The organism is Candidatus Ruminimicrobiellum ovillum (genome assembly GCF_002392975.1).
Lineage (GTDB): Bacteria > Elusimicrobiota > Endomicrobiia > Endomicrobiales > Endomicrobiaceae > Ruminimicrobiellum > Ruminimicrobiellum ovillum.
The window spans coordinates 66,743-92,845 of the sequence record NZ_DGIC01000011.1 but is presented as its reverse complement, the minus strand read 5'-3'; the positions used below and the strand labels follow the sequence as shown (position 1 = coordinate 92,845).

The window sequence follows — 26,103 nt, the reverse complement described above, 5'->3', positions numbered from 1 at the left end:
AATGTGCCGAGGACGAGATTTGAACTCGCACAGTCTTGCGACTACAGGCTTCTGAGACCTGTGTGTCTGCCGTTCCACCACCTCGGCAAGAGGTTAAGAAAAATATATCATTTTGTAGAAATTTTAACAAGGAATTTATAATGAACAAACAAGAACAAGCGAACAAATTTTTTAAGTTGGTAGATATCTTGGAACAGTTAAGAGGGGAACACGGGTGCCCTTGGGACAAAAAACAAACTCATAAAACTTTAATGAAATATTTGTTCGAAGAGTCCAACGAATATAACGAGGCGGTAGAAAAAGAAGATTATAATAACATGAAAGAAGAGTTGGGTGATGTTTTGTTGCAGGTGATTTTTCATGCACAAATAGCAAAAGAAAATAATAAGTTTGATATATACGATGTTTTAGATACAATAAACGAAAAGATGATAAGAAGACACCCGCATGTGTTCGGCAATTCAAAAGCAACAACCGAAGAAGAAATAAGAAAAGAGTGGGAAAAAATCAAAGCCGAAGAGAAGAAACAGAAGGATAGAGGGATAGAAGGATAGAAGGATAGAAAATTCCAAATTTGAAATTATTGACAATAATTGTTCATATAAATATAATAGTTGTATGTGTAAATAATAAAAATTAAGAAAAAAAATTATAAACGGGGGAAGTAAATGAAAAAAATTTTAGTAGCAATGTTTTTGGCAGTAGCCATGGTAGCACCTGCATTTGCAGTAATGGAATTAGATATAAAGGCAGGATACATAATTGAACCTACAGTAACGGAAACAGGACCAAACGAATATAAATGCACTTATTCACAAGATCCGTCATATTCTGTCGGAGCAGATTTGTATTTTTATGTATTGGATAATCTCGGTATAGGTGTAGGCGGAAGTTATATTTTTGATACTGATTTTGATGGAAAAAAATGGAAAGGAATTGTTGAAGATGTAAAATCCGGATCAACAAATATATATGCTGCCGTAAAACCTATATTGGCAGAAAACGGAATGGTAGATAAAGTTTATTTGTTAGGTCAAATAGGTATGGGTATTACAAAATTCAGTTCCGATTATAAAGATTATGATTTTTCAGAAAACGGTTTATATTGGGGAGCAGGACTCGGTATAGAAAAAGCTAATATAATTGTTGAACTTTTGTATTCCGTAAACTATTGGGAACATAACGACGACTCTGCTTGGAATGAAGGTTGGTCTTATACAACAAGAAGAATAGCAGTTAATTTAGGTTACAGATTTGGTTTCTAATAAACAAGTTAGGTTATAAAATTGTAAGGTTATAGGGTTATGAGTTCAATGATAAAGCAACTGGTAACCTTATAACCTGAATTTTTTTTAATTTGGAAGAGGTAAAAATAATGAAAAAAAGTTTGTTTTCAGCATTGCTTACATTTGCACTTGTAGTACCTGTGTTTGCAGCAGAGCAGGGAACGATGGAGGCCGGTGTAAAAGCAGGCATTCCTCTTGCACAACAAACAACATTGGATGGCGATGGTTCTGCTGATTACGATATGAAAACAACAATGTCTGTCGGTGCTGACTTTTTCTATTATGTTGATTACAATATCGCTGTAGGTGTCGGAGCAGAACATATTTTCAACAGTAAACTGAAATATGCACCAGGTGAACCAAAAGATAAAATCGGATATACCAACATTTATTTTCAAGTAAAATATAACTTTGATTTTGATGATGACGGTTATAATAATATTTATCCTATATTCCAATTAGGTTACGGTATATTACATGCCGATTGGGATCTTAGAAATGACCTCCAAGTGCAAGTGTGGAAAATTATAACGGTGTATATTGGGGAATCGGTGTGGGAACGACAATCGCAAGATATTTTATAATGGAATTGATATACAGTTTTAACTACGGAAGTGCGGAATTTTCAGGTTATGAACCTGATTTTGAATATGATGTGTCAACTTACAGATTTAAACTTAATGTAGGTTTCAAATTTGATTTCTATTAAGATTTAACTAAGTTACATTAATACAAAAAAACAGAAATATTTTAGTTACAACTTCAAATTTCCGAGCCTCATGTACCGTTTCACTTACGTACACTACGGCTCGGAAATTTTTTGTTTCACTTACAAATATCTCCGTTTTTTTTCTGTCCTTATATTCTATTGGTAACCATAGTTTGTCTAAATTCAAAATATTTAGTCGGTTTAAAATTTATAGTTTTTAAGTCGTTTTTTCCTGTCCTTACATTCTATTGGTGAAACTGCAAAAGAGGTGTGTCATTCCGGACTTGATGCGGGATCTCACCGTTGCCGTTGTTGACTTTCAAAGGATTAAAGATTTTAAATTATAACGAAGTATTTGGTGAATGAAGTGTACATAAATGGAAGCGATAGCATATGGTACATAAGGGAGACAAATGCGAAATTATAAGCGAAAAATAAAACTCGCTTAGCTGCTTACATTTTTTTTGATTTTATATATAAAAAAATGATATCATAACTGGATAAATTTATACTGTAACAAAGGATAAAAAAATGGCAGAAAATCAAGAACAAAAAAACGAAACTTCACAAGCTACTATAGATACAATAATAGCACAAAGAAAAAATAAAGCAGATACGATGAGAGCTGCAAAAATAGATCCGTATCCCGCAAGAATAAAAATAGACAATAAAATTGCTCAAGTCAGAGAAAAATACGATTCTTTACAAAAAGAAGAAATGTCTAAAGACCAGGTTACCGTTGCGGGCAGAATGATGTCCAGAAGAGATATGGGTAAAGCTTCTTTTATAGATATTGCCGACGGTACCGGAAGAATACAGGTTTATGTCAGAAAAGATCAAATCGGGGAACAGGATTTTAAAATATTTAAAGAAATGTCGGACTTATCCGACTTTGTTTTAATAACAGGTGTTCCTTTCAGAACAAGAACAGGGGAACTCAGTTTAAAAGCAGACAAATTTTCTATAGCAACGAAAGCTTTCAGACCGTTACCGGAAAAGTGGCACGGTTTAAAAGATACCGAAACGAGATACAGACAAAGATATTTGGATTTGATTGCAAACCCCGACGTAAAAGAAGTATTTAAGAAAAGAAGTACTATAATTTCTTCCATAAGAAAAAAACTTGAAGAGTTAGGTTTTATCGAAGTTGAAACTCCTATATTACAAACTCTTGCAGGCGGAGCAAACGCAAAACCTTTTATTACTCACCACAATGCACTCGATATGGATTTGTATATGAGAATCGCTCCCGAACTTTTCTTAAAAAGATTGGTTGTCGGCGGAATAGAAAGAGTATTTGAAATCGGCAGAAATTTCAGAAACGAAGGTATCGACAGAAACCATAATCCCGAATTTACAATGATGGAACTTTATCAGGCTTATGCCGACTATAACGATATGATGGACTTAACCGAAGTGTTAATAAAAAACGCGGCGGCTTCCATAGGTGCAACGGATTTAAATCTTAATTTCAGAAGAGCGAAACTTTTTGATTTAATAAAAGAATATACAAATCTTGATTTGCTCCAATATGTCGGAACAGGCAAAATGTATGAACAGGTAAAACATTTAAATCTTGATGTTGCACCGGATGCAGGAGACCAAAAAGTGTTGGATGCAGTGTTAGACGAAAAAGTTATACCTAACTTGCAACAACCTACATTTGTTATGGATTATCCTGCAATCTATTCACCTTTAACAAAAGTTAATTTCGAGCAACCTGAAATTGCCGAAAGATTCGAACTTTATATAAACGGTATGGAAATATGTAATGCTTACTCCGAAATGAACGATCCGCACTTACAGAAAATAAGATTCCAACAACAAATGGAAGCAAAAGTCAAAGGTGACGAAGAAGCTCAACCTTATGATGCTGATTATATAAATGCTTTGGAACAAGGTCTTCCTCCTACGGGCGGACTTGGTATAGGTATAGACAGACTTGTTATGATTTTAACCAAATCTGAATCTATCAGAGAAGTAATATTTTTCCCTACAATGAGACCGGAATGTTAGGATCAGTCGAACTTTTTATCGCTTACAGATACATTAAAGCGAGAAAAAAAGGTTTCTTTGCTTTTTTAACCACTCTTATTGCCATAGGCGGAACAACGCTCGGTGTATGTGCTTTGGTTATAACTTTATCCGTAATGACGGGATTTCAACAAGATATCAGAACAAAAATTTTGGGAATCCAACCGCACATTTATTTAACAAGAACGGACGGCGTTTTGTTCGATAATTACAGAGAAGTAATGGACCGAATATCAGGTTACGATTATATAAAAGCATCTTCTCCTTACATATTCGGACAGTCCATAATAAAAAAACAAGGATACACTCAGGGAACGGGTGCTTTGGTAAAAGGTATAGATTTTCAGTCCGAAAATAAGTTGATGGATTTAAAATCTAAACTCGGTAAAGATAGTATTTTGTTGGATAACGAAATAAGCGAAGACGGAATTCTTTTAGGTAACGAACTTGCTGATTCTATTCGTGCGAAAGTCGGTGATTATGTTATAGTAATGTTTCCAAGTCAAATGTCTTCCGTTCCTAAAATGAAGAAATTAAAAATAGAAGCAATTTTCCATTCGGGGATGTATGAATACGATACAACTCTTGCTTATGTTGATTTAAAATCCGCGGATGAAATGTTTTCTTTTGACGGCGGTGTAAGCGGTATAGCAATAAAAACTTCAAGTTTTGATAAAGCAACAAAATTTGCAAAAGATTTGCAGGAAAAATTAGCATATCCTTACAGAGCAAGATCTTGGATAGAAATGAACAAAAATCTTTTTTCGGCACTGAAACTCGAAAAGATTATGATGTTTATAATTCTTGCTTTAATTATTATAGTTGCATCGTTTAATATAATTTCTAATATTCTTTTGCTCAGTGTAGAAAAAGCAAAAGAAATAGGGATATTGTCAGCTATGGGGTTTTCAAAGTTCGCAATATCAAAAATATTTTTTTATGAAGGAATTATTGTAGGATCAGTAGGAACCGTGTTAGGGTTGGCTTTGGGAATATTTATAAGTTACGGACTTAAAAATTTTGAAATATTTAAACTTCCGAAAGGTGTATATTATGTTGACAGATTACCTGTTATGATAATACCTGCGGACATTTGTTTGGTTGCGATATGTGCCTTTGCAATAACGATAATCGCGGGGTTGTATCCGGCATATCAGGTATCAAAGTTGGAACCTTTGGAAGCGATAAGATACAACTAAAATGAAACTTGAAACGAAAAATTTAACTAAAAACTATATCGTGCCTAAATCCGGAGAAGTAAATGTTCTCAAAGGAATAGATTTGTTAATCAATTCCGGCGAAAAAGTTGCTTTGACGGGACCGTCCGGTGCCGGTAAAAGTACCCTTATTCATATTTTGGGGCTTATGGATAAACCTACATCCGGAAAAGTTTTAATTGATGATAAAGATATAACATCTTTTACACCGACCAAACTTGCGAAAATGAGAAAAGAAAATATCGGTTTTGTTTTTCAATTTCATTATTTGTTGGCTGATTTTACCGTTATGGAAAATATTTTAATGCCGGTGTGGAACGAAAGGAAAACAAAAAAAGAGTATGCTTTAAATATGCTTGAAACGATGGGTTTAACCGACAGAGCAAACCATATGCCTAACGAGTTGTCCGGCGGGGAACAACAACGAGTGGCCCTTGCAAGGGCATTGATTAATAATCCTAAAATACTTTTTGCCGATGAGCCTACCGGCAATTTAGACAGGAAAACAGGCGAAAAAATAGAAACTTTGATGTTTGAAATGTGTAATAAGTTAAAAACGACTTTGTTGGTTGTTACTCACAGCCGTGAACTTGCAAACTTGGCAGACAGGCAAATAAAAATCATAGATGGAAAAATTTGCTAAAAATTGCAAAGATATTCCAAAAGATATATTATTATATAAATATATATAAATAATAAATATTAATACTAAAACAATAGGAGAGTGGGCAAATGAAGATTTATTTAAACGGAAAATTTGTAAACAAAGAAGATGCTGTAGTATCAGTTTTCGATCACGGTGTTCTTTACGGAGACGGAGTATTTGAAGGTATAAGAGCATATAACGGAAGAGTGTTCAGATGCAAACAACATATCGACAGACTTTATGACAGTGCAAAAGCTATAGCACTTGATATCGGTATGACAAAAAAAGAAATGACAAATGCATTGTTGGATACATTGGCAATAAACAAGTTGGACGATGCTTATATAAGACTTGTTGTTACAAGAGGAGCCGGTGATTTGGGATTAGATCCTGCAAACTGCGGAAAAGCAACAGTATTTATTATCGCAGACAAAATTTCTTTGTATCCTGATTCATTGTATAAAAACGGTCTTGAAGTTATTACGGTATGCACAAGAAGAAATTCACCGGATGCATTAAGCCCGAACATTAAATCGTTGAACTATTTGAACAACATAATGGCAAAAATGGAAGCAAAAAGAGCAGGAGTTTTGGAAGCAATTATGCTTAACAGAGAAGGATATGTCGTTGAATGCAGCGGTGATAACATTTTCATAGTTAAAAACGGAATAGTTTTCACACCGCCGGCATCGGCAGGAGCATTAAAAGGTGTTACAAGAAATACATCAATGGAACTTTTAAAAAACAAATTGAAATTGGATGTAAGAGAAGCAATGATTGCTCCTTACGATTTGTATACGGCAGATGAATGTTTCTTAACCGGAACGGCAGCGGAAGCAATTCCTGTTGTTAAAGTTGACGGCAGAGTAATAGGTGACGGAAAACCGGGTAAAGTATTCCCTAAACTTTTGAAAGAGTTTAAGGCATTAACAAGATCAACCGGTGAGCCCATAAAAAGAAAAAAATAAAATTAAAATTTGAATGTGGAAGACTATAAGATATGTTTTATATTTTACTGTTTTAATTTTAGTATTTTCTGTTACATATAAGTTCAGAGAATATTATTATGTTCCATACATTCAAAAAGCAATTAGCAAAGTAGATTCAAGAATAAAGTTTAGAAACTTCTCTATAAAATTACCGTTTGGTTTAATGCTGCACGATGTAGAGTTCGATAACAAAATTTTTATAGATAATGCGGAATTGAGATTTGAGCCGGACATATTCTTTCAGAATATAAAGTCTCCGCTCAAATCTCTTTCTTCTTTAAAAATAGATAAATTAAGTTATATAAACGAAAAAAAAGAAATAGAACTCCCTTCCGAGCAGGAACAGCCGAAAACCGCATTTGAAAAAATAAAAATCAATCTTTTAACAAAAATAATTTCTTCGTTTAATGTAAATTGCGAAATAAACAAAATTAATATTCTTATAAAAAATAAACTTATTAAAATACAAAAAATGAGTTTTACGTTAAATAAAGAAATGGATATCGGCGGTGAAATATTTTATTCCAAACATAAGATACACACCAGGGGAAATTTAAAGTTGGACGGAAATTTTGTTACGAGTGATTTTTATACGGAAACAGACGGGTTGATAAAATCCAAGTTTGACTTGTTCGGAAATTATAATTTGTATGACGGCTGTTTTGAATATGATATCGATATGAAAGATTTGTTTGTCAACAGACTTGAATTAGGAACATTAACAACGAGCATAAAAAAAGATACAAGCACTTTTACGGTATGTTCCGAGGGTGAAAATGTAAATGCTTATTTTAAATCCGAAAATTTACCTTTTAAAGTTTGGAATTCTACCGGTACGCTGACTATAAGAGATATTAACGACGTAATAAATACAAAATTAAATTATATTGCGGGATATAATAACAAAAAATTAGACTTAAAAATCAATGCAACCGATCTTACCATATTCGGTAATAATTTCGGAAATTTAACTTTTAATGCAAATAACAATGACGATATTTTAAAAGCTCATTGTTATCATACTTCCGGTAACAGTTTTGAATCTGTAATAAAAGATGACGGCAGTTATCATACCGATGTTTATAATAATAAAAAGAAATTCGGTTATATGTCGGGAAATTATAAAAGAGGAGAAATCAGTGTCGATATTAAAAATATACCGATAAAGCAACTTCCTTTTATAGAAAAATTTAAAAATGTGAAAGGAAGTTTATCTCTGTATGGCAATATATACAGTGATAAAGGCACGATATATTTAACGGGTAAACAAATTGCTTCAAAAAAATTAAAGAATTTTGATATATCTGGTAAATTGTATAAGCAAGATTATAAATGGTTTTCCGAAATCAGTACGAAAGACAAAAAAATCGATATGACTGCTTTTTACGAAACGAAAAAAAATAATGAATTGATAATAAATTATAACGGTGTTGATAGTAATAATGTTTTACAAATTTTAGGTTTAAAAGATCCTCAATTATCCGGAAAAGTTACCGGAACAATAAAATATTCCACAAACGACAACGCAACATCCGTCAACATGAACTTAAAAAAAGGCGAACTGTTCGGTAATAAATTCAATATATGGAATATTGCGGGACATTATTCCAACAAACAGGTAAATATTTCAACATTTTCTTTCAACGGTCCTCAAACAAAAATAGATACCAAAGCTTTTATCGATTTTGCGGATAAAACTTCCGATTCGTTTTTTAATACATCAATCAAAAATTTTAAATTTAAAGGTATAAATATAAATTACGATTTAACCATTAACGGTAAACTTGTTGAAGATAACAAAATAATAGGCAGAATATCGGCGGATAAATTTGAAGTAGGTAAAATAAATCTTGCGCATAAAGCTTTTATGGAATTATCCACGGAAAAATTAAATTTGAAACATTTTAATAACGGTAACGGATTATCCGGAAATTTTGAATATGTTTTTTCAACGGGCAATATTTCTTCCGTAATTAAACATACACAATCAAAGTTGTCTAAATATTATTCAAATATAAAGGGAAGATTAACATCCGAAATAAGAACTTCCGGTGATATAAACAACCCAACGGTTCTTGTAAATGCGAATATAGATAACGGTCTTTATAATGATTTATCTTTCGATTTTAATACAAATATTTCTTACAGAAATAATAAAATGAACTTGAACAAATTTACCGTAAATGCGGGGGATAAAGAAAAAGCCAAAATAACAGGTTCGGGTGTTTTGGATGCAATAAACAGCAACTTGCAAATAGAGTTTAAAAATGTGTCGGAAAATATAATAAACAGATATTTCGGTTTTAGAACTCCTTTAAAAGGAACTTTTTACGGTAACGGAACGGTTACGGGAAAAATAAGAAATTTAAAATATGCACTGAATTTATATGCCGACACGATGTTTGTAAAATCGCTGAAATTCAATTCTTTTGTTTCAAAACTTACCGCACAAAACAAAATAATATCCATAGAAGATGCCAAAGTAAAAATATCAGACAGCGAAATGAAAATATTGTCTGCAAATTTTGATGCAAATACAATGAAATATAATTCGGAACTTAAATTTGTTAATACACATTTAGGTCCGTTTGATGTTTTCGGTAATGTAAAAATAGACGGTAAAATGACAAGAAAGAAGCAAAGCTATATGTATAAAGGGAACATAAACTTTATAAATTTGTGGCTTAACGACGAAAGAGTAGATTCTTTACTGTTGAATTATACCGTTTTGGATAGAAACTTTGAATTCAAAACGGACAACGGCAACATTTTAAAAATGTCCGGAAAAGTGTTATTTGATAACTATCCTAAAGTCGCGTTTAAGGATGTTTTATTTAATTACGGGAAACAATACTATAATTTAAACGGTTTTATTTTGTCTGATAATATAGACATAAATATGACGGGTAAAAAACTTGATTTATCCGAACTGACGGATTTGTTTGCTTTGCCTGTAAATTTAACCGGTGCAGTGGATTTTAATTTAAAAACAAAAGGGAAAATTGCAGATCCTACAATAAACTTAACTATAAATTCGTCAAACGGTTCGGTTTACAATGTTCCTTTTGATTTGTGCGATATAGCTATAGATGTTAAAAATAATAATCTTAATATAGACAAATTTAATATAAAAAAGTCAGGGAAATATAATGTGGTTATAGACGGATTTTTCCCTTTTTGGTTAGATTCGAAATTAAAAAAGCAATTAATGAATAAAGAAGTAAATGTTAATTATAAATTAAATGATGACAGCTTATATATACTTAAAAATTTGGCAAACAATACAATTACCGCAAAAAAAGGAAATTTGAAAATAGACGGTAATCTTACCGGAATAAGAAAAAATATTTCCAATGTCGGTAAAATGACTATGACGGGAACAAACATAAAAACGGAATCTTATGTAAGCAAAATAAAAGATTTGGATATTGATATTGTGTGGGATAATAACTTGTTTACCATACAAACGGCAAAAGCTAAAGCCGGTTCCGGAACAGTGGAAGCAAAAGGCTCGGTAAAATTGCAAGGTATAAATCCCGTAGTTTACGATTTAAGTTTGTTTTCCTCAAAGAAAGGTGTTCCTGTTGTTGTTAAACAGTTGCCTATACCTACATCGGGTGTTCTTAAAATGGAATCGAGCGGTTTTGCAAATTATACGAAAGGTGTTCCGATATTTGATTTTAAGTTGAAGGGCACTCCCGCAGACTTAAAACTTACAGGTTGGGCTGAACTTGAAAGCACGAACCTTTGTTTTCCTCCGCCGGTAAAAAGTAATACTGAAATTCCGGATTTTATTGCCGAATTGTTTAAGAACTTGTATATAGATATAGATTTGAAAAACGGTACAGATACAAATTTTGAAAATTCCGTGTTAAATGTAGCCTTGAAAGGTTTGGTAAATTTGAAAGGTCCCATAGATGAAATATCCGCTAACGGTGTTGCAACATCCGATAGAGGTTTGTTTTCTATCATAGGTAACGATTTCGATGTTGTAAGCGCTAAAATAGAAATAATAAATAATGATGTTTTTATTACCGCAGAAGGTGAAGCCGAAGTATATACCGCCGGTGATAGTGCTGCGGAAGTTTTCAAAGTTTATATAGACAGGTCTAACATAAAAGATATAAAAACAAGGTTCGCTTCTAAAAATGATCCTACAATGGATTCTAAAAAAGCACTTTCAAGACTTACTAAAACAGATCCTTCACAAACAACCGCACTTGATACCAGTACGGACTTTTTGGTTAAACAGCAGGCAATAAGATTGTTTAGTTCAAGTGTCGCTACTCCTCTTGCAAATACAGTTCTTAAAAAAACGGGACTTATTGATAATGTTCGACTTGGTTTTATAAATCAAGATACATTGCAAATCGATCCCGATGAACAAGCCACAATGGCGGAACTTCTTTACGGAATGAAATATTCCGTTGAAAAAAACGTTAACAGGTTATTACAAATAGGATATTCGGTAACTTTCGATAAAGTTCAAAGAGAAATTGATTTGAAACAAGCACTTGAAATGTCGTTTAAATTAAACAGAAATTTGTTCTTGAAAGGCAGTTACGGGTTACATTCCGATAATCCTAACTATGAGCCCGAAAAAAAGTTTATGATAGAACAAAGGTTAAGGTTTTAGTTATGTTAGGTCTATATGTTCACATACCGTTTTGTACAAAAAAATGTTTTTATTGTGATTTTGTTTCAGTGCCATACGTTGAAGAATTGGCGGACAATTATTTAAAAGCGTTGGAAATAGAAGCACAAAAATATAAAGATGCAACAATAGATACAATCTACATAGGCGGGGGAACGCCGTCGACTTTATCAATTCCTCAACAAAAAAAATTGGCGGAAATCATAAATGCAAATTTTAATGTTTCGTTTTGTAAAGAATTAACCGTGGAAATGAACCCGGAATCAACAACAAAAGAAAAATTAAAACTTTTATTTGATGCTCGGGTAACAAGATTAAGTTTAGGTTTGCAAAGTATATACGATCAAAGTTTAACGGTTTTGGGGAGATTACATAACTACGAAAAATTTAAACAAGTTTACTGTTCGGCAAGAGAAACGGGTTTCGAAAATATCAATATTGACTTGATGTACGGAATACCGAATCAAACATTGAGTAGTTGGAAAAAGACGTTAAAAGAGGTATTAAAACTTGAATCTCAACATATATCTTTGTATCCCTTGACGGTGGAACCAAATACTCCTTTTTATAAAAAGAAGGTTGAACCGAATACGGAACTGCAAGCGGAAATGTATGATTTTGCATGTTCTTTTTTGAAAGAAAACGGTTTTGAACATTATGAAATTTCAAATTGGGCTAAAGAAAAAAAATATTCATTACACAACAAATTGTATTGGAGAAATAAATCCTATATTGGTCTTGGCACAAGTGCTTCATCTTACTACAAAAGGTACAGATATAAAAATAATACCAATGTAATAAAATATATCGAGAATATTCTAAGCGGTAAAAATATTGTTATAGAAAAAGAATATATAAACGACGAATTATACAAGAAGGAAAAAATAATGTTGGGGCTAAGATTAGCCGAAGGGGTTGATATAAAATATTTTGAAGACAGTAAAGATGTCTTGAATAAGTATGTTGCCGACGGAATGTTGGTAATTGAAAATAACAGAGTTTGTTTTACGCAAAAGGCGTTGTTTGTTTCAAATTCCATCCTTTCGGATTTCATTTGATTATGCATAAATATCTAAAAAGTTTTTTTATTGTTTTAGGTTTAATCATAGTTGTTTACGGATTATTTTTTGCCGATACTTGGATAAAAGGTAATTTCCATGTTGTAACGAAAAACGAAGCATACCGTTCCGGACAACTTGATAAGAATTTGTTGAAATATTATGTAAAAAAATACGGTATAAAATCTGTTATAAATCTTAGGGGAGCAGAACCCGGTAAAGATTGGTATGACGACGAAATTGAAGTATGTTCGAAATATGGTATAAATCATTACGATTTGGATATGGCTATGGATAAAGAACCTACAGACGAACAGATTAAAATTTTGATAGGATTTTTTAAAACAGCACCAAGACCTGTATTTATACATTGTTTGGGCGGTTCGGACAGAACGGGACTTGCTTCGACTTTATGGAAAATAGTTATAGATAAACAAGATAAGAAAACAGCGGCAAAACATATGTTGTTTTATTACGGGCATATACCTTTCGGTAAAGCCGGAGTTTTAGATAAATGGCTTTGGTCAACGGAAATAAGCTTGGACGGTAAAATAATAAAAAAAGAAACAACGGAGTACAAATTGGCAAGTTAAAATTTGACTATAAATTTCACTTTTGGTATAATCTTTAGCTATTAAGGGTGTCTCCGTAGCTCAATTGGATAGAGCAACTGCCTTCTAAGCAGTAGGTTACGTGTTCAACTCACGTCGGAGACGCTTTAATAATTTAAAAATTTATAATTTATAATTTATAATGCAGGTAAAATTTTGCAAAGCAAAATTTTGATTATATTTAGTATAATTTGTGCTTTTTGTCGTAGTTTTGTCGTTAATTATAAATTGTAAATTATACATTATACATTGTCTTAGGTGGTGGATGTAGCTCAGCTGGTTAGAGCGTCGCTCTGTGGAAGCGAAGGTCGCGGGTTCAAATCTCGTCATCCACCCTTTTCCGAGAAGCCTAAACCATTACTGGTATTAATATTCCCAAATTTATTTTTTGCTGAAGCAAACATATTGAAAGGTAGTCTGTAGGTTGGTATTATCTCATTATCTTTTGTTAATGTTGCTTTATGTATCAATGCTTTAACAATTTCACCCTTATCAAAATAATCACCCTTTTCATACCACTTACTTAAGTTCTTCATTATTTGAATAGAGTAATCAAGCTCTTGTTTGACTTGTTTAGAGTCCTTTCCTATTTTTTGTAAATCTTTATTTATCTTTTTTAATTTTTCTTCTAACTCAGATTCTTTTTTTCTATAGAAATCTTTTTTTATATCACTTAAGTTGTCTTCTTCTAATTCTCTTTGATATGTTCTTTCTAATATTTTTTTTGTTTGGCTTAATTCTAATAACAAATTTTCTCTTATATTCTTATCTGATTTTTCTTTCCTTTCAACATAAAGCATAATTCCTTTTTCTAACCAATCGGCTATATTATCAGGTATTATTACATCTGAAACAATTTTCTTAAGTCTTTCACTCATTTCTTGTTCTGAAATGAAAGGGCTTTTATGTTGTTCTTTAGATTGACTGCAATGATAATAAGTATATTTGTTTTTCTTATATTTCCCGCCAGAAATTGTGCACCCACAAACACCACACCTTAAAATTCCATTAAAAGCAAATTTTTGTCCTGTAATATAAGGCTTATCAGACCTTAAAATTTCATTTGCTTTTTCCCAAAGTTCTTTAGAAACTAACGGTTGATGAGTTCCTTTATACAATTCACCTTTCCAATTAAAATAACCATAATAGAAAGGATTGTTTACCGTATTATAAAGAGTGCTTTTACTAACTATACCACCTGTTTTTTTACTCCTTAAACCTTGTGTGGCTAACTCTTTTGTTATTGCTCTCATACTATAATTGCCACTGGCAACCTTTTGAAATAATTCTTGTATATAGTGGGCTCTTTTTTCATCAACCGCTATTGTTTTATCTATCTTATTGTTTAAATATCCTATAGGAGCAGTTCCAGGATAAACTCCAGTTTTAGCTTTTTCTTTCATTGCTGGTGCTGTTTTTTCTGAAATAAAGTCAGAAAAAAACTCATCAAAGTTTTCTTTCATTCTTCCAAACATTTTTTTATCGGAAGTTAGTTTTCCAACTTGTTTGTCGCCTGTTTGACTAAAATGAACGGTTAAACCTCGTATCTCTCTTAAACTTTCAATTGTTGTATAGTCGTGTATATTACGAGTCATTCTATCTTGAGAATAAAATATTATATGATTTATCTCTTTATGTTTGTTTACATATTCGACCATTTCATTAAATATTTTTCTCTCTTTAGCTTTTCCGTCAGATTTTTTCCATGCGGATTCACTACCGCTCCATTGTTTAACTATTTTTAAATTGTTATCTTGTGCATATTTTAATGTTTTTGCTTCTTGGTTTTCCAAAGAATAACCTTCATCTTCTTGTTGTTTTGTAGAAACTCTAAAATATGCTACAGCTAATTCTTCTTTTAAATTTTCCATATTACTTTTTACCTAACAATTTCTTTATTTGATATTCTTGTATTTGGTTCGGTTTAGTTTTTCCATTGAACCATCTGTTGACAGTAGAAAAAGCAACCCCCAACATTTCAGCCAATTTCTCTTGTGGTATTTTATGCTCTAATCTGTAGTTTTGTAATTCTTCTATAATATCCATGTTGCATATTATAGCATTATAAAGCACAAGAAATCAATACTTTTTTTATGTTATAATAGATAAAAGTTTATAATCTTTATAAATCAAATAAAGGTTTATATTCTTTTAATTCTTCTAATAACTTTAATAATATAAATTGAAGCTTGGTATCATTAACTAATACACATTTGTGATTTTCAACAAAATTCTCACCATAATATTTTATTGCTTTTTGAATACCCTCTTTATAACTTCCACAATCCTTTTGGCATTTTAAAATTGCTATTTCTTTAGCAATTTTATTTACTTTATTACCATACATCTCTTTCAATTCTTCTTCTTCGTTTCCTTCAAGTATTATATCGGGCATATTTTCATTTAATTTTCTTAAACAATGATTAAAAACAATTTTCATCATATTTTCGTTAAATATTTCTTTGAATCTAATAGAATGTTTTCCTTTTCTAATGATTTTTGCTAATCTTTCTTTTACTCCATATGTGTTTCTAAATTGAATTTCTGTTCTAAAAATACGGTTTTTCATTGATGAATTTATTTTAGAAAAATTAGGAATTATTCCACCATGTTGTGTCATTTCTTTTAATTTATCATAAAATAAAATAGATAAAGATTTTGAGTGAAATTTTATATATGGATATTTTGAAGTAAATAATTTCATACGACTATACTTTGAAAGTTTTAATACATCAAGAACTTCATCTGTCGTTAAATTTGGTGATAAAATAAAGTTTTTTGAATAATCCACACCTCTTATATCAGCGTATCTTATCGCATCGGCTGATACAGTTATTCCTAATTTATTAAGTTCTGTTACCAATTTGTTTACCACATCTTCAAATTGTGATTCTTTTACTTCTTGTAAATTATTACCAAACAAAAATTTTGGAATAGAAAATCTTACATACAAATAACTAAAAAAATCTGGTTCAAAATATAATAAACTTGGTCTGTATATTCCATCGTTTATTGGTTTCAAATATCCAAATCTATATCCAGTTTTTTCATCTGTCTTGTATACAAACAAATCCTTGTTTCTAATTTCGGGGGCTGTTAACATTAATTTTACAGTATCTATCATGTTAAATCACCTCCTTCATTTCTTTTATACTTCTTGTTTGGCACTCTGCATTCAACATGTTGTTAATAATCTCAATACATTCTCCATCAGTTAAAGTTCTGTTGTAGAATGGACTGAATAATTCTCTTGTTTCTTCCAAATACTTCTCGTCAACATTGTTGATAGTAATAACAACGAATGTTGTCCTTGATACTTCTTCCTTCTGCACTGCATTTACTACCTCTAAATCTTTCCTTTTTCTTTCCATGACCATTTCCTCCCTTTTGGGTTATTTGAATTGCGGTTTGTTTACAGCAAACTCACACTTCCTAACCCTGTTATACCGTCGAGAGCTGGGTGGTTTTTAGTCCGAAAAAAGGAAGGTTTTATATATAAAAAAGGTGGGAAAATAGGTGGTTTTTATCTTTTCCCAAAAAAATATTTTTTTATAAAGATGAATTGATTTATCGTGAATAAAAGCAAAAAAAACGACTAATGTTTTTTCAACATTAATCGTTTTATATGTATTTTTTTAAAAAAGTTTTTTTTAGTGATTAAATTTTTGCTATTTTATGAAGTATAAATCCAGGTTTTGATTGGCTTATTTGGATGGTTCTTTCTTTGTCATCTGTTATTCCAAGTTTTTTTTGAATATCATTTTTACATACTTTGATTTTTTCCATATAGAAATCCAGTTCTTCAAGAATCTTTGCTTCAATTTCTTTAGATGGTCTACCAGCTTTTCTATATCCTTTAAAATCTTTATTTGATTTTGTTATTTCTATTAGTTTTTTAACATGAATAACCTTATTTGGATGTTCTATTAAATAACATAAAACTTTAAACTCGTTTGAAGCTTTATTTAATTTTTTAATAGGATTATCCTTGTATTGAGCAAGTCCTAAATCTTTATCTACTTTTAAATCTCCATATTCTATCCATCTGTAATGTTTTTTTTCTAATGTTTCTATTTCGTTTAATATCGCTTTAGGATTCTTCAAAAAAGTTATTAAAATGTTTAAATTTTCATCTTTATAAAAGAATTTATTAATTTTTATATATCCTTGTTGTTGTAAAGCTAATAAACATTCAATTAATCTAAATTTTTTATCTTTGTTTTTATATTCTTCACAATCTATTGTTAACTTTTTACCACAATCCTCATATTCTTTTTGAAAGAATTCAACTGCTTTTTTCAAATGTGTTTTATAGTTGTATATATTTGTGTTTTCTTTATTTATTAATTTATCTTCTATGAAAAAATCGATATATCTTTTCAAACATTTTTCTAATTCTTCTCTATCTTTAATCGTTATATAAAAACCTTTTGTATTTAATAAAGTGTAAAAATCTAAGCGATAAGTTATATATTTTTCAAGAGCTTCTTCTTTTACAATATCGTTCCTATATCTTTCATAATCAAAAAATCTTGCACCAGCGGTTCTCAAATCAAGATGATACCCTATACCCATACCCATATCGTTACAAAAATCCAAAAAGGAATATTTTTTATCTTTAGATAAAAGCTTGTAATTAAAAAATCTTTTGATATATGAATCTTCTGCTTCTTCAGCTTCGGCATCAAAATCGGATTGTTCGTCTTTTTTTTCTGAAAACGGTATTGTATATTTTATAATAGTTTGTCCCATTTTTTTATTAATATAATCTCCAGTAATTTCATCAATGGTAGTATCTATATCTTCTCTTGGGCAATCTTTATCACAGTTATACAAAACGGACATTATAAGTTCCATCGTTGTTGTTTTTGGTATATACAGTTTTATATTGTCTGCTTTTTTTTCTGTTGTTTCGTCTGTCTTTTTGGTTGGTTTTGTTTCCTTTTCTTTTGTTTTCATTGACTCTCCAAAAATTTAAAGTTTCCTTATTATACCAAATTCGTTCTCGATGTGTGAAGTAATAAATAGGTGGGGTTCTTAGCCCATATTTCCCAAAATGCGAGATTTACGCCTACCCCCTTAAATTTTGTTGGTCAAGGTAATATATTAGGTTTATATACCTTTCTGGCAACAATAAAATTTTTATTAAAAATTTCAATCAAATTAAAAGTGCTCCTACTGAAATACCCTATCCGACAAAACAAAAGATTTTTCATAGAAAACAATCCATTAAAAAAATAATCAGAAAAGGAGGTAATACCTATGACATTTTATTCCTGTAGTCCTTAGTCATTTTTATGTTGGTAGTAAGAAGTAAAAATCTAAGTAAAAGGAGAAAACCAATGGAATTAAAAGAAATTAACGAAAAGGAAGTTTTAACCAAACTGTTAAACTTCACTAAGACAAAAGGTAAGTCAGTAATTGCCGAACTTTTATTAAACAAGTTCGGTAGCTTAAAACAGGTAGTTGATGCACCCAAAGACGATTTATACCCTATCATATCAGAACGGGAAGTATCTTTAATCAGTTTTGTTAAAGAATTTACGGCTATCTATAACCATCTAAAGATTAAAGAAACCGAAAAGATAGATTGTCCGCAGGCAGTAGTAGATTATCTCAAGGCAGAAATGAACGGATTGAAAGTAGAAAAGATTTATGCAATTCTTCTAAACTCAAGAAATCGTCTTATTAAAGTTTTTGAAGTTGACGAAGGAACGGAAAGCCGTTCAGCAGTATATCCAAGAAAGATAGCAAGGTTATGTCTTCAACATTATGCCGTATCTGTGATACTTGTTCACAATCATCCAGGTGGAAGTGTAAAGCCAAGTCAGAATGATATACTTGCTACGGAAGCACTTACAAAGGCATTAAAGACAATAGAAAGTTATTTGTTAGACCATATCATAATAGCAGATAACGACTATTATTCCTTTAAAGATAGTGGATTACTCTAATAAAGCAAAGAAAACAAAGTGGTAAGTTTATAACGACATTCTGTTAATTGAAACAGAGTGTTTTTTTAGTCCAAAAAAAGGGAGAAAACAATAACGATGAACGCTGAACCTCATCATACATTCTCTTTTGCAAGAGTGGCGGACAGCGACTTTCCGCACCTGTTATTGTTTCCTCGATAGTAATATAGGACAAAAAAGAGAAAAAGTCAAGTAAAAGACCGTATTACAAGCATTTAAAATCATAAAATAACAACCATAATCACCGCACCGACACACGAAAAACTTCACAGGTTTCATTCCGTATATTAGTTATTCATTCTCATTACAAGCTCCCAACACACAAACAACTTAGCTTACATTCTCTCGGCTAAAGGGTTTAGTTTATCTTCTCGCTCCCAATACACGAACATCTTTACTTACATTCTCCCGTCTAAAGAGTATAATTCAGTTGGTTAGCTTACATATTATCCCATCCGTCACTCTCTACGGAATTCTCGGGGTTCCTCCGAGAGTGTGTGTTTCTACGGGGTTAAATTGTTTCTTCCTTGCCTTCATTCTCCTGGCTCCTGTTTTTTAGTCCTACGGCTAAAGGGTTAAGGTATTTACTTTAGCTTATATTCAACTGCTCCTGCACACACATCCTTTTGCCGAATTTACAGGCATTATGCCGAACTCAAATCTTTTCCAGTATAAGTTTTTTTCTTCTGGTTATGCTCTATGTTTCCTTATTCCGAACCTAATTTCTTCCCGTAAAATGTTTCATTCCGTCTGTTAAATATTACCTAATGTTTAACTGCCTGCCTTTAATATAATTGTTCGAGTTATTAGTTGCTATTTTTGTTTTTTTGTGTTATACTTCTCTTGCCCTGATAAAAGAGTAATGAGCAGACTTCATTACCGTAAGTTTGGCAAGGAAAACGGTTCTGTCAAATCTTTTTTTGGGGCTTTTTATTTGTTGACATTTTTTGTTTTTTATCCTATATTATCAATGTCAGGTAAGCGAACTTTGATTTAGGTCTAACGACCTTTAAGCTTACCTGATTTTTTTATTTACATTTTTTCATTGATGTTTTTTATACGGTTTTTTTGTGACAACCCGTTGTCCTAAATGTTTAATATAATAATTCATATATGAATTTAATTTTATCACTTAAATAAGCTATTTTTTTCTTTGACTTAGCAATTAAATTTGGTAAAATATCAAGAATAATAGTTTTGTTATTTTTTATAAACATCGTAATCCAATAGTATTTAGAAAGTATTTCTTACAGAAATAATAAAGAGAGTTAGGTGAATTTTAAATCAAATATTTATTTTATCAATTAAAAGTATTAGTTAGGAAAAATATCATAAAGCAGGAAACAAATGTTTAGTATATCAGCACATGAATACATGAATAGAAGTAATATTTTTGAGAATTCCATAGAAGAGGAATATAAAAAAAATAATGGAATTTATTATACTGATATAAATTTATCTAAGTTAATTATAGATTATTTAAATATTGATACATCAAAAACAGTATTAGACCCATGCTGTGGAACAGGAAGTTTCTTATATTCTGCTTTATCTAAAGGATGTAATAATATTTTTGGAATAGATAAAGATTTAAAAACAATAAGATTAGTAAGAGAATTACTCCCAAATATACATGTAAGAAAATATGATTCTATTGCAAATAATGCAACCAATACACTAAAATCTGTTGGATTAGAAGAAAAAGTTGATTATTTAATTGGAAATCCACCTTACTGCAATCTTGAAAAAGATATTATTATTGATACAAAAGACTATCATTTTTTAAGAAAAGTAAAAGACTCTGGTAGTAATTTATTTATTGCTGCTATGTATAGAGCTTTTGAACTAACAAAAGATACTGGAATTATTTCATATATCATACCTAAAAATTTTTTACATATTAGCACATATAGTAAGTTAAGAAAAGATATTTTACATAATAAATCCATAATATCTATTATTGACATTGGAGCATATTTTAATTGTGTTAGAGGAGAACAAATAATTATTACAATAAAAAACAAATATTGTGATAATAATGTAATAGATATAAAAAGACTTGTGAACAATAATTTTGTTGACTGTTGTAAAGTTGAACAAAAATTTTTTAAAGATGAAATTTTGTTATTCAAGAACAATTCTGAATATTCCATTTATTGTAAATTAGAAAATACTTATGAAAAATTTGGAGACTTGTGCACGGGATATGTTGGAAGAGGTAGGTCTATATCTTGTAATGCAATCAATGGAAAAGAAATAAAAAAATTTGGATTTAAAAATCATAAAGTTCCGCAGAAGGGGAATCAATTATTTATTCAAAACATTTATAGTGCAGAGTCAGGAATTATTGCAAGTTTTGCAGGTAAATGTTTTGAAGCTACTCAGACGGTTACTGTTTTTACCGATGGAGATGAAAAAATGTGTAGATATATATTAGGTATTCTTCATTCAAGACTTTGTAACTTTTATCTTTTAAAGTTTTGTTATAATGGTTCAAAATTAACAATGCATACAGATGCTAAATATTTAAAGAAAATACCTTTAGTAAGAGAATATACCGATTTATTTGACCAGGTTGTGAATTTAGTAAAAGCAATAGAAAAATGCGAATATATGTCAAAGATGTGGTTTGAATTATTAGAAGCTTTAAATGAATTAGTTTATAAAATTTATGGAATTTCGGATGAGGAAAAGAATTTTATTGATTCCGAAATGTTTTCATTACAATCCAATAGGTGGAATAATGATAAATGAATGTAAGAAATGTAATGATTTAACAGGAAAAGAATGGTTGCAAAATTCTTTTAGTATATGGAGAAATTTGAATAAAACAAGCGATGAAAAAATATTAAAACATCCTGCTTCATATTCTGTGGCACTATGCGAAAAAATACTACATACTTTTTCTAAAAAAGGAAGAAATGTTTTAGACCCCTTTGATGGAATAGGAACTACAATGGTTGCTACACATAATTTAAAGTCAAAAGGAACAGGTATAGATTTATCTAAAGATTTTTCTCAAATAGCAAGAACCCGTATAAATAATGATAAAAATATAAATATTATTACAGGTGATAGTTTTATAGAATTAGAAAAATTAAAAGAAAATTACTTTGATATTTGTTTAACATCTCCTCCTTATTGGGATATTCTTAATATGAGGAGGACTGCAGATATAAAAAAAAATGTAAACTATTCTGATAATAAAAAAGATTTAGGAAATATATCTAATTACAAAGAGTTTATTACTTTGTTAGGCGAGTTATTTGCAAAAGTTCATAAGTGTTTAAAAAAAGATGCCTATTGTATTGTTAATGTTATGGATATAAGAAAGAAGAGCAATTTTTATCCTTTACATTGTGATATTATAATGGAACTTCAGCAAAAAGGTTATATCCTTGATGATATAGTTATATGGGATAGACAAACAGAATATAATAATATGAAACCTCTTGGATATCCATATAAATTTAGAATTAATAAGGTGCATGAATATATATTAATTTTTATTAAAAAATAAAAATGGAAGTGATAAATATGAATAATGAAATGGCATATTTGCTCGGTATGATTTCTGGGAATGGGGAAATTAAAAGAGATAGCATTAATACAACAATATCAATTGAAATACCTCATAAAGTTATTAAAACCGATGAGTTTCACGATATTCCGCTATATGTAAGGGCAAGTATTTCTAATATTCGTAATATTCTCGAACCTTTAATTGGAAATGGTATTTCTTTTTCGCAAGAAGAAAGAGCTACAATCTTGTTTTTTTCAAAGCCTAATACGGAATATTTAATTAGAGAAATTTTAAGATATACTGGTTCTGCCACTACTCATGCAAACATGAGAATTCATGAAGATATTTTTAATTTTACATATGATGAAAGAAAACAATTTATAAAAGGGTTTTGTGATACTACTGCATATATTAGAAGAAGTAATACTGAAAGAGGAATTGAGTATATGCATAGAGTTTATATTGAAATACCACAAAATTGGTATATGGTTGTTGATATATGTAATTTATTAAAAAGTATTGATGTTCCTGTTCAAAATATTGATTGGGCTCATCCTAATATTAGAGATGGTAATTTAACAAAATATAATCAAGGTTATCATAATTTTTGGAAGAAAGAACACCAAATAAAGATATATGCAAATGAATTTAAAATTATTGGTTTTGGTATAGAACATAAAAATATTGCTCTTGAAAACTATGTAAAAGAAATGGAAACAGCTTTTTTAAGTGAAGGAAAAGATATAAAAGAAAAAACTCATAAATATTTTTGGGATACTCGCATTATAAATAGAAATAAACCTTCACATCCTGGAGAAAATGATAACTTTATTCCTGAGGAAATCAGGGGTAATCATTATAATTCTTGGAAACAAATAGCAAAGGATTTGGGTTATGATAAATAAGAAAAATGTATCAAAAGAAGTTGAATTGTATGAACCAATGTGTATATGGCTTAAACACTATTTGGAAGATAAATATAGAAGTTATAGCATTACAACTATTGATACTCATAACGAAAGGTTGGATAAAGTTTTAGAAAAAATAGGTATAATAAATGACCTTGCAGTTGGTGTAGATATTCAAATTGATGTTCTTGGTATTGCAAAGAAAAATAACAATATAAAATTATTTTTTATTGAAGCAAAAAAAACAAAATTAACTCTTAGAGATTTAGGACAATTATGGGCATATTGTAAATTAATAAATCCTGAAGAGGCTTTTTTAATAACATCTGCTGATATTGGTAGTTTGAATAAACTTTTGAATGTTCATAAAAGAGAAGATTTGCTTGATTTTGGAGATGGTAAAAGAATAAAAAAGATGAAAGTTGGAGTATGGAATCTTTCAACAATGTCTCCTGAACTATCAATGTTTGTTCCAAAATTATAAAAATATATTAATAATTATTTAAAAGTAAAACAATCAAAATTAAAATTTTAAAGTATTTTTTTTTGTTTAATGTATAATTTACTTACGGTTTATGGAATATACTGGATATATGAAAGACTGGGGTGTATCAATGCTATTCCCTGGCATTGATACGGGATATTTGTGATTTTAGTGGATATGGAATTAATGGCTTAGAATAATACAAGAAATATACCTAAAAAAGTGAAAATTTAAAATTTTTTTTTCATCTAAGAATATTATTAGCAGATTCCATTATTAAGTAGGATTTAGGTATAATATCGAAAAAGTTTAGGGGAATTTAGGAAAAAGGACACAGGATTAGCAAATTTTGATTTTATCTTTGTTAAATCTAATGTTATTAATCCCGACAAAGTTCGACATAATTTCCTCATAAATAAATAGGTTTGAGTATTTGTCCAGTAGATGACCCCTTATTATTTGCAGAAATTCTTTTTTGATTAGGGCCATTAACATATTTTTATCCTTATATCGACTTTAATATTTAACTTCGCTTTCCTTAATTAAATTTATAAAAGTTTCTTCCATGTTTTTTGCATTTGCTTTTTCTTTTAATTCTTTAGGAGTACCTATTGCTATTGTTTGACCTCTGTAAAAAAGACTTATTCTGTCACAAAATTCGGCTTCATCCATAAAATGTGTAGTTATAAGAACGGTAACACCTTTTTTTGCAAGTGAAGTTATATGGTTCCAAAAATCTCTTCTTGCAACGACATCAACACCGGATGTGGGTTCATCCAAAAACAAAACGGGGGGATTATGCATAACCGCACAAGCCATGGATAACCTTTGCTTAAAACCTAACGGCAACTCATCGGCTTTTTGTTTTAATACCTTTTCGAAATTAAAAGATTTTATCATTTCGTCTATTCTTTGCTGTTTGTCTTTTTTGTTAAGTCCGTAAACACCTGCAAAAAAATTAAGATTTTGCTCTACCGTTAAATTTCCGTACAAAGAAAACTTTTGTGCCATGTATCCTAAATAACTTCTTGCTTTTGTAGGATTTTCTTTCATATCCGTTCCGAAAATTTTCGTTGTTCCGGAAGTAGGTTTTGAAAGACCGCACATCATTTTAAAAGATGTGGATTTTCCTGCTCCGTTAGGCCCGAGCAATCCGAAAATTTCACCTTTCTTTATTTTAAAAGTGTTGTTTTTAACGGCATAAAAATCTCCGTACTTTTTCACTAAATTATCGGCAAAAACGGTATATTCCATATCTATATCGTGCGGAACATAACTTTTGGCAACTAACGATTCTTCTTTTTTGTATCCGCCCATAAGTTCTATAACTTTTTCTTCAAACTCCTGTGCCGTTTTTGCCAACAAGTGCGGACTGCCATGATAAATTATTTTGCCTTTATCCATTACCACGGCCGTATCAAAACTGTGTGCTTCATCCAAATATGCCGTTGACCACAAAACCGTTGTATCAGGGGAAATTAATTGCCTAACCATTTTCATTAAATCTCTTCTTGAAATAGGATCAACACCAACGGACGGTTCATCTAAAACCAAAAATTCAGGGTTACCGAGCAACGAACAGGCAAGACCTAACTTTTGTTTCATACATCCGGAAAGTTTTCCGGCAAATCTTGTTTGAAATCTTTTTAAGTCTGTAAATTCCAAAAGTTTGTCAAAATCGTGAGAAACATTTTTTAAATCGGCATATAACTTTAAATTTTCTATAACTGTTAAATCTTCATATAAGCCGAACTTTTGCGGCATATAACCTATTTTTGTGTTAAGAATATTTTTTTGTTTTTCCGGATTTAAATCTAATGTTGAAATTTCACCTTTATCCGCAACAAGTAAGCCGATAACCAAACGGAGCAAAGTTGTTTTTCCTGCACCGTCTGCGCCGATAAGGCCTGTAATTTTACCTTTTTCTATCTCCAAAGATAAATTATCTATTGCAGGTTGAGTTTGTCCTTTAAAAGTTTTAGTTAAGTTTTTAATTATTACACTGTTCATTT

22 protein-coding genes and 3 tRNA genes are annotated in these 26,103 nt (G+C 30.5%); 18 read left to right on the top strand and 7 right to left on the bottom strand.

What is annotated here, in order from left to right:
- Window positions 1-4 precede the first annotated feature (4 nt).
- Window positions 5-87 (bottom strand) — tRNA-Leu (locus B2Y85_RS06655).
- A 53-nt stretch (window positions 88-140) separates the two neighbouring features.
- Here B2Y85_RS06655 and B2Y85_RS06650 point away from each other — a divergent pair.
- The 13 genes from B2Y85_RS06650 (at window position 141) to B2Y85_RS06590 (ending at window position 13,539) form a co-directional block, all read left to right on the top strand.
- Entirely contained in the window at window positions 141-554 is a 414-nt protein-coding gene (locus B2Y85_RS06650; protein WP_372519696.1) for a MazG family protein, read from the top strand.
- 114 nt (window positions 555-668) lie between these two features.
- Window positions 669-1,265 carry an outer membrane beta-barrel protein gene (locus tag B2Y85_RS06645; RefSeq protein WP_372519695.1) on the top strand — a complete coding sequence of 199 codons (597 nt, stop codon included), beginning with the start codon at window positions 669-671 and terminating at the stop codon, window positions 1,263-1,265.
- 110 nt (window positions 1,266-1,375) lie between these two features.
- Entirely contained in the window at window positions 1,376-1,870 is a 495-nt protein-coding gene (locus tag B2Y85_RS06640; RefSeq protein ID WP_372519694.1) for a hypothetical protein, read from the top strand.
- Entirely contained in the window at window positions 1,870-1,995 is a 126-nt protein-coding gene (locus B2Y85_RS06635) for a hypothetical protein (protein ID WP_372519693.1), read from the top strand. The genes B2Y85_RS06640 and B2Y85_RS06635 overlap by 1 nt, the downstream gene beginning before the upstream one ends.
- A 531-nt stretch (window positions 1,996-2,526) precedes the next feature.
- Window positions 2,527-4,011, top strand: coding sequence for a lysine--tRNA ligase (gene lysS / locus B2Y85_RS06630; RefSeq protein ID WP_372519692.1), 1,485 nt, complete (start codon window positions 2,527-2,529; stop codon window positions 4,009-4,011).
- On the top strand, window positions 4,005-5,228 hold the full coding sequence (locus tag B2Y85_RS06625; protein ID WP_372519691.1) for an FtsX-like permease family protein: 1,224 nt from the start codon (window positions 4,005-4,007) through the stop codon (window positions 5,226-5,228). Before lysS ends, B2Y85_RS06625 begins: the two co-directional genes overlap by 7 nt.
- 1 nt (window position 5,229) lies before the next feature.
- Window positions 5,230-5,889: an ABC transporter ATP-binding protein gene (locus B2Y85_RS06620; protein WP_372519690.1), complete on the top strand. Its 660-nt coding sequence runs from the start codon at window positions 5,230-5,232 to the stop codon at window positions 5,887-5,889.
- A gap of 89 nt (window positions 5,890-5,978) precedes the next feature.
- A complete protein-coding gene (gene ilvE / locus B2Y85_RS06615; protein WP_372519689.1) occupies window positions 5,979-6,860 on the top strand; it encodes a branched-chain-amino-acid transaminase in 882 nt (293 codons plus the stop codon).
- Window positions 6,861-6,873: 13 nt separating this feature from the next.
- Window positions 6,874-11,517: a translocation/assembly module TamB domain-containing protein gene (locus B2Y85_RS06610; protein WP_372519688.1), complete on the top strand. Its 4,644-nt coding sequence runs from the start codon at window positions 6,874-6,876 to the stop codon at window positions 11,515-11,517.
- Between the two features lie 2 nt (window positions 11,518-11,519).
- Entirely contained in the window at window positions 11,520-12,593 is a 1,074-nt protein-coding gene (gene hemW / locus B2Y85_RS06605) for a radical SAM family heme chaperone HemW (RefSeq protein WP_372519687.1), read from the top strand.
- Between the two features lie 2 nt (window positions 12,594-12,595).
- Window positions 12,596-13,186 carry a dual specificity protein phosphatase family protein gene (locus B2Y85_RS06600; protein WP_372519686.1) on the top strand — a complete coding sequence of 197 codons (591 nt, stop codon included), beginning with the start codon at window positions 12,596-12,598 and terminating at the stop codon, window positions 13,184-13,186.
- Between the two features lie 49 nt (window positions 13,187-13,235).
- A tRNA-Arg gene (locus B2Y85_RS06595) sits at window positions 13,236-13,309 on the top strand.
- 156 nt (window positions 13,310-13,465) lie between these two features.
- Window positions 13,466-13,539, top strand: a tRNA-His gene (locus tag B2Y85_RS06590).
- Here B2Y85_RS06590 and B2Y85_RS06585 read toward each other — a convergent pair.
- The 5 genes from B2Y85_RS06585 to B2Y85_RS06565 form a co-directional block, all read right to left on the bottom strand.
- Window positions 13,531-15,075 carry a recombinase family protein gene (locus B2Y85_RS06585; RefSeq protein ID WP_372519685.1) on the bottom strand — a complete coding sequence of 515 codons (1,545 nt, stop codon included), beginning with the start codon at window positions 15,073-15,075 and terminating at the stop codon, window positions 13,531-13,533. The two genes, B2Y85_RS06590 and B2Y85_RS06585, sit on opposite strands and share 9 nt — an antisense overlap.
- 1 nt (window position 15,076) lies before the next feature.
- Window positions 15,077-15,277, bottom strand: a complete 201-nt coding sequence (locus tag B2Y85_RS06580; RefSeq protein ID WP_372519684.1) for a helix-turn-helix domain-containing protein — start codon at window positions 15,275-15,277, stop codon at window positions 15,077-15,079.
- A gap of 49 nt (window positions 15,278-15,326) precedes the next feature.
- Window positions 15,327-16,328, bottom strand: coding sequence for a hypothetical protein (locus B2Y85_RS06575; RefSeq protein WP_372519683.1), 1,002 nt, complete (start codon window positions 16,326-16,328; stop codon window positions 15,327-15,329).
- Window position 16,329: 1 nt separating this feature from the next.
- Window positions 16,330-16,575 (bottom strand): hypothetical protein, encoded by a 246-nt coding sequence (locus B2Y85_RS06570; RefSeq protein WP_372519682.1) that lies wholly within the window; start codon window positions 16,573-16,575, stop codon window positions 16,330-16,332.
- Window positions 16,576-16,861: 286 nt separating this feature from the next.
- Window positions 16,862-18,163: a hypothetical protein gene (locus B2Y85_RS06565; RefSeq protein WP_372519681.1), complete on the bottom strand. Its 1,302-nt coding sequence runs from the start codon at window positions 18,161-18,163 to the stop codon at window positions 16,862-16,864.
- A gap of 383 nt (window positions 18,164-18,546) precedes the next feature.
- Between B2Y85_RS06565 and B2Y85_RS06560 the strand changes: the two genes are divergently transcribed.
- From B2Y85_RS06560 to B2Y85_RS06540, 5 genes are all read left to right on the top strand, one after another.
- Window positions 18,547-19,158: a JAB domain-containing protein gene (locus B2Y85_RS06560; RefSeq protein ID WP_372519680.1), complete on the top strand. Its 612-nt coding sequence runs from the start codon at window positions 18,547-18,549 to the stop codon at window positions 19,156-19,158.
- 1,365 nt (window positions 19,159-20,523) lie between these two features.
- Window positions 20,524-21,930, top strand: a complete 1,407-nt coding sequence (locus B2Y85_RS06555; protein WP_372519679.1) for an HsdM family class I SAM-dependent methyltransferase — start codon at window positions 20,524-20,526, stop codon at window positions 21,928-21,930.
- Complete coding sequence (locus B2Y85_RS06550) at window positions 21,920-22,696, top strand: DNA methyltransferase (RefSeq protein WP_372519678.1); 777 nt, start codon at window positions 21,920-21,922, stop codon at window positions 22,694-22,696. Before B2Y85_RS06555 ends, B2Y85_RS06550 begins: the two co-directional genes overlap by 11 nt.
- 17 nt (window positions 22,697-22,713) lie before the next feature.
- Window positions 22,714-23,604, top strand: a complete 891-nt coding sequence (locus B2Y85_RS06545) for a hypothetical protein (protein WP_372519677.1) — start codon at window positions 22,714-22,716, stop codon at window positions 23,602-23,604.
- Window positions 23,594-24,091, top strand: coding sequence for a hypothetical protein (locus tag B2Y85_RS06540; protein ID WP_372519676.1), 498 nt, complete (start codon window positions 23,594-23,596; stop codon window positions 24,089-24,091). The genes B2Y85_RS06545 and B2Y85_RS06540 overlap by 11 nt, the downstream gene beginning before the upstream one ends.
- 516 nt (window positions 24,092-24,607) lie before the next feature.
- Here B2Y85_RS06540 and B2Y85_RS06535 read toward each other — a convergent pair.
- Window positions 24,608-26,101 carry an ATP-binding cassette domain-containing protein gene (locus tag B2Y85_RS06535; protein ID WP_372519675.1) on the bottom strand — a complete coding sequence of 498 codons (1,494 nt, stop codon included), beginning with the start codon at window positions 26,099-26,101 and terminating at the stop codon, window positions 24,608-24,610.
- Window positions 26,102-26,103: the final 2 nt, after the last annotated feature.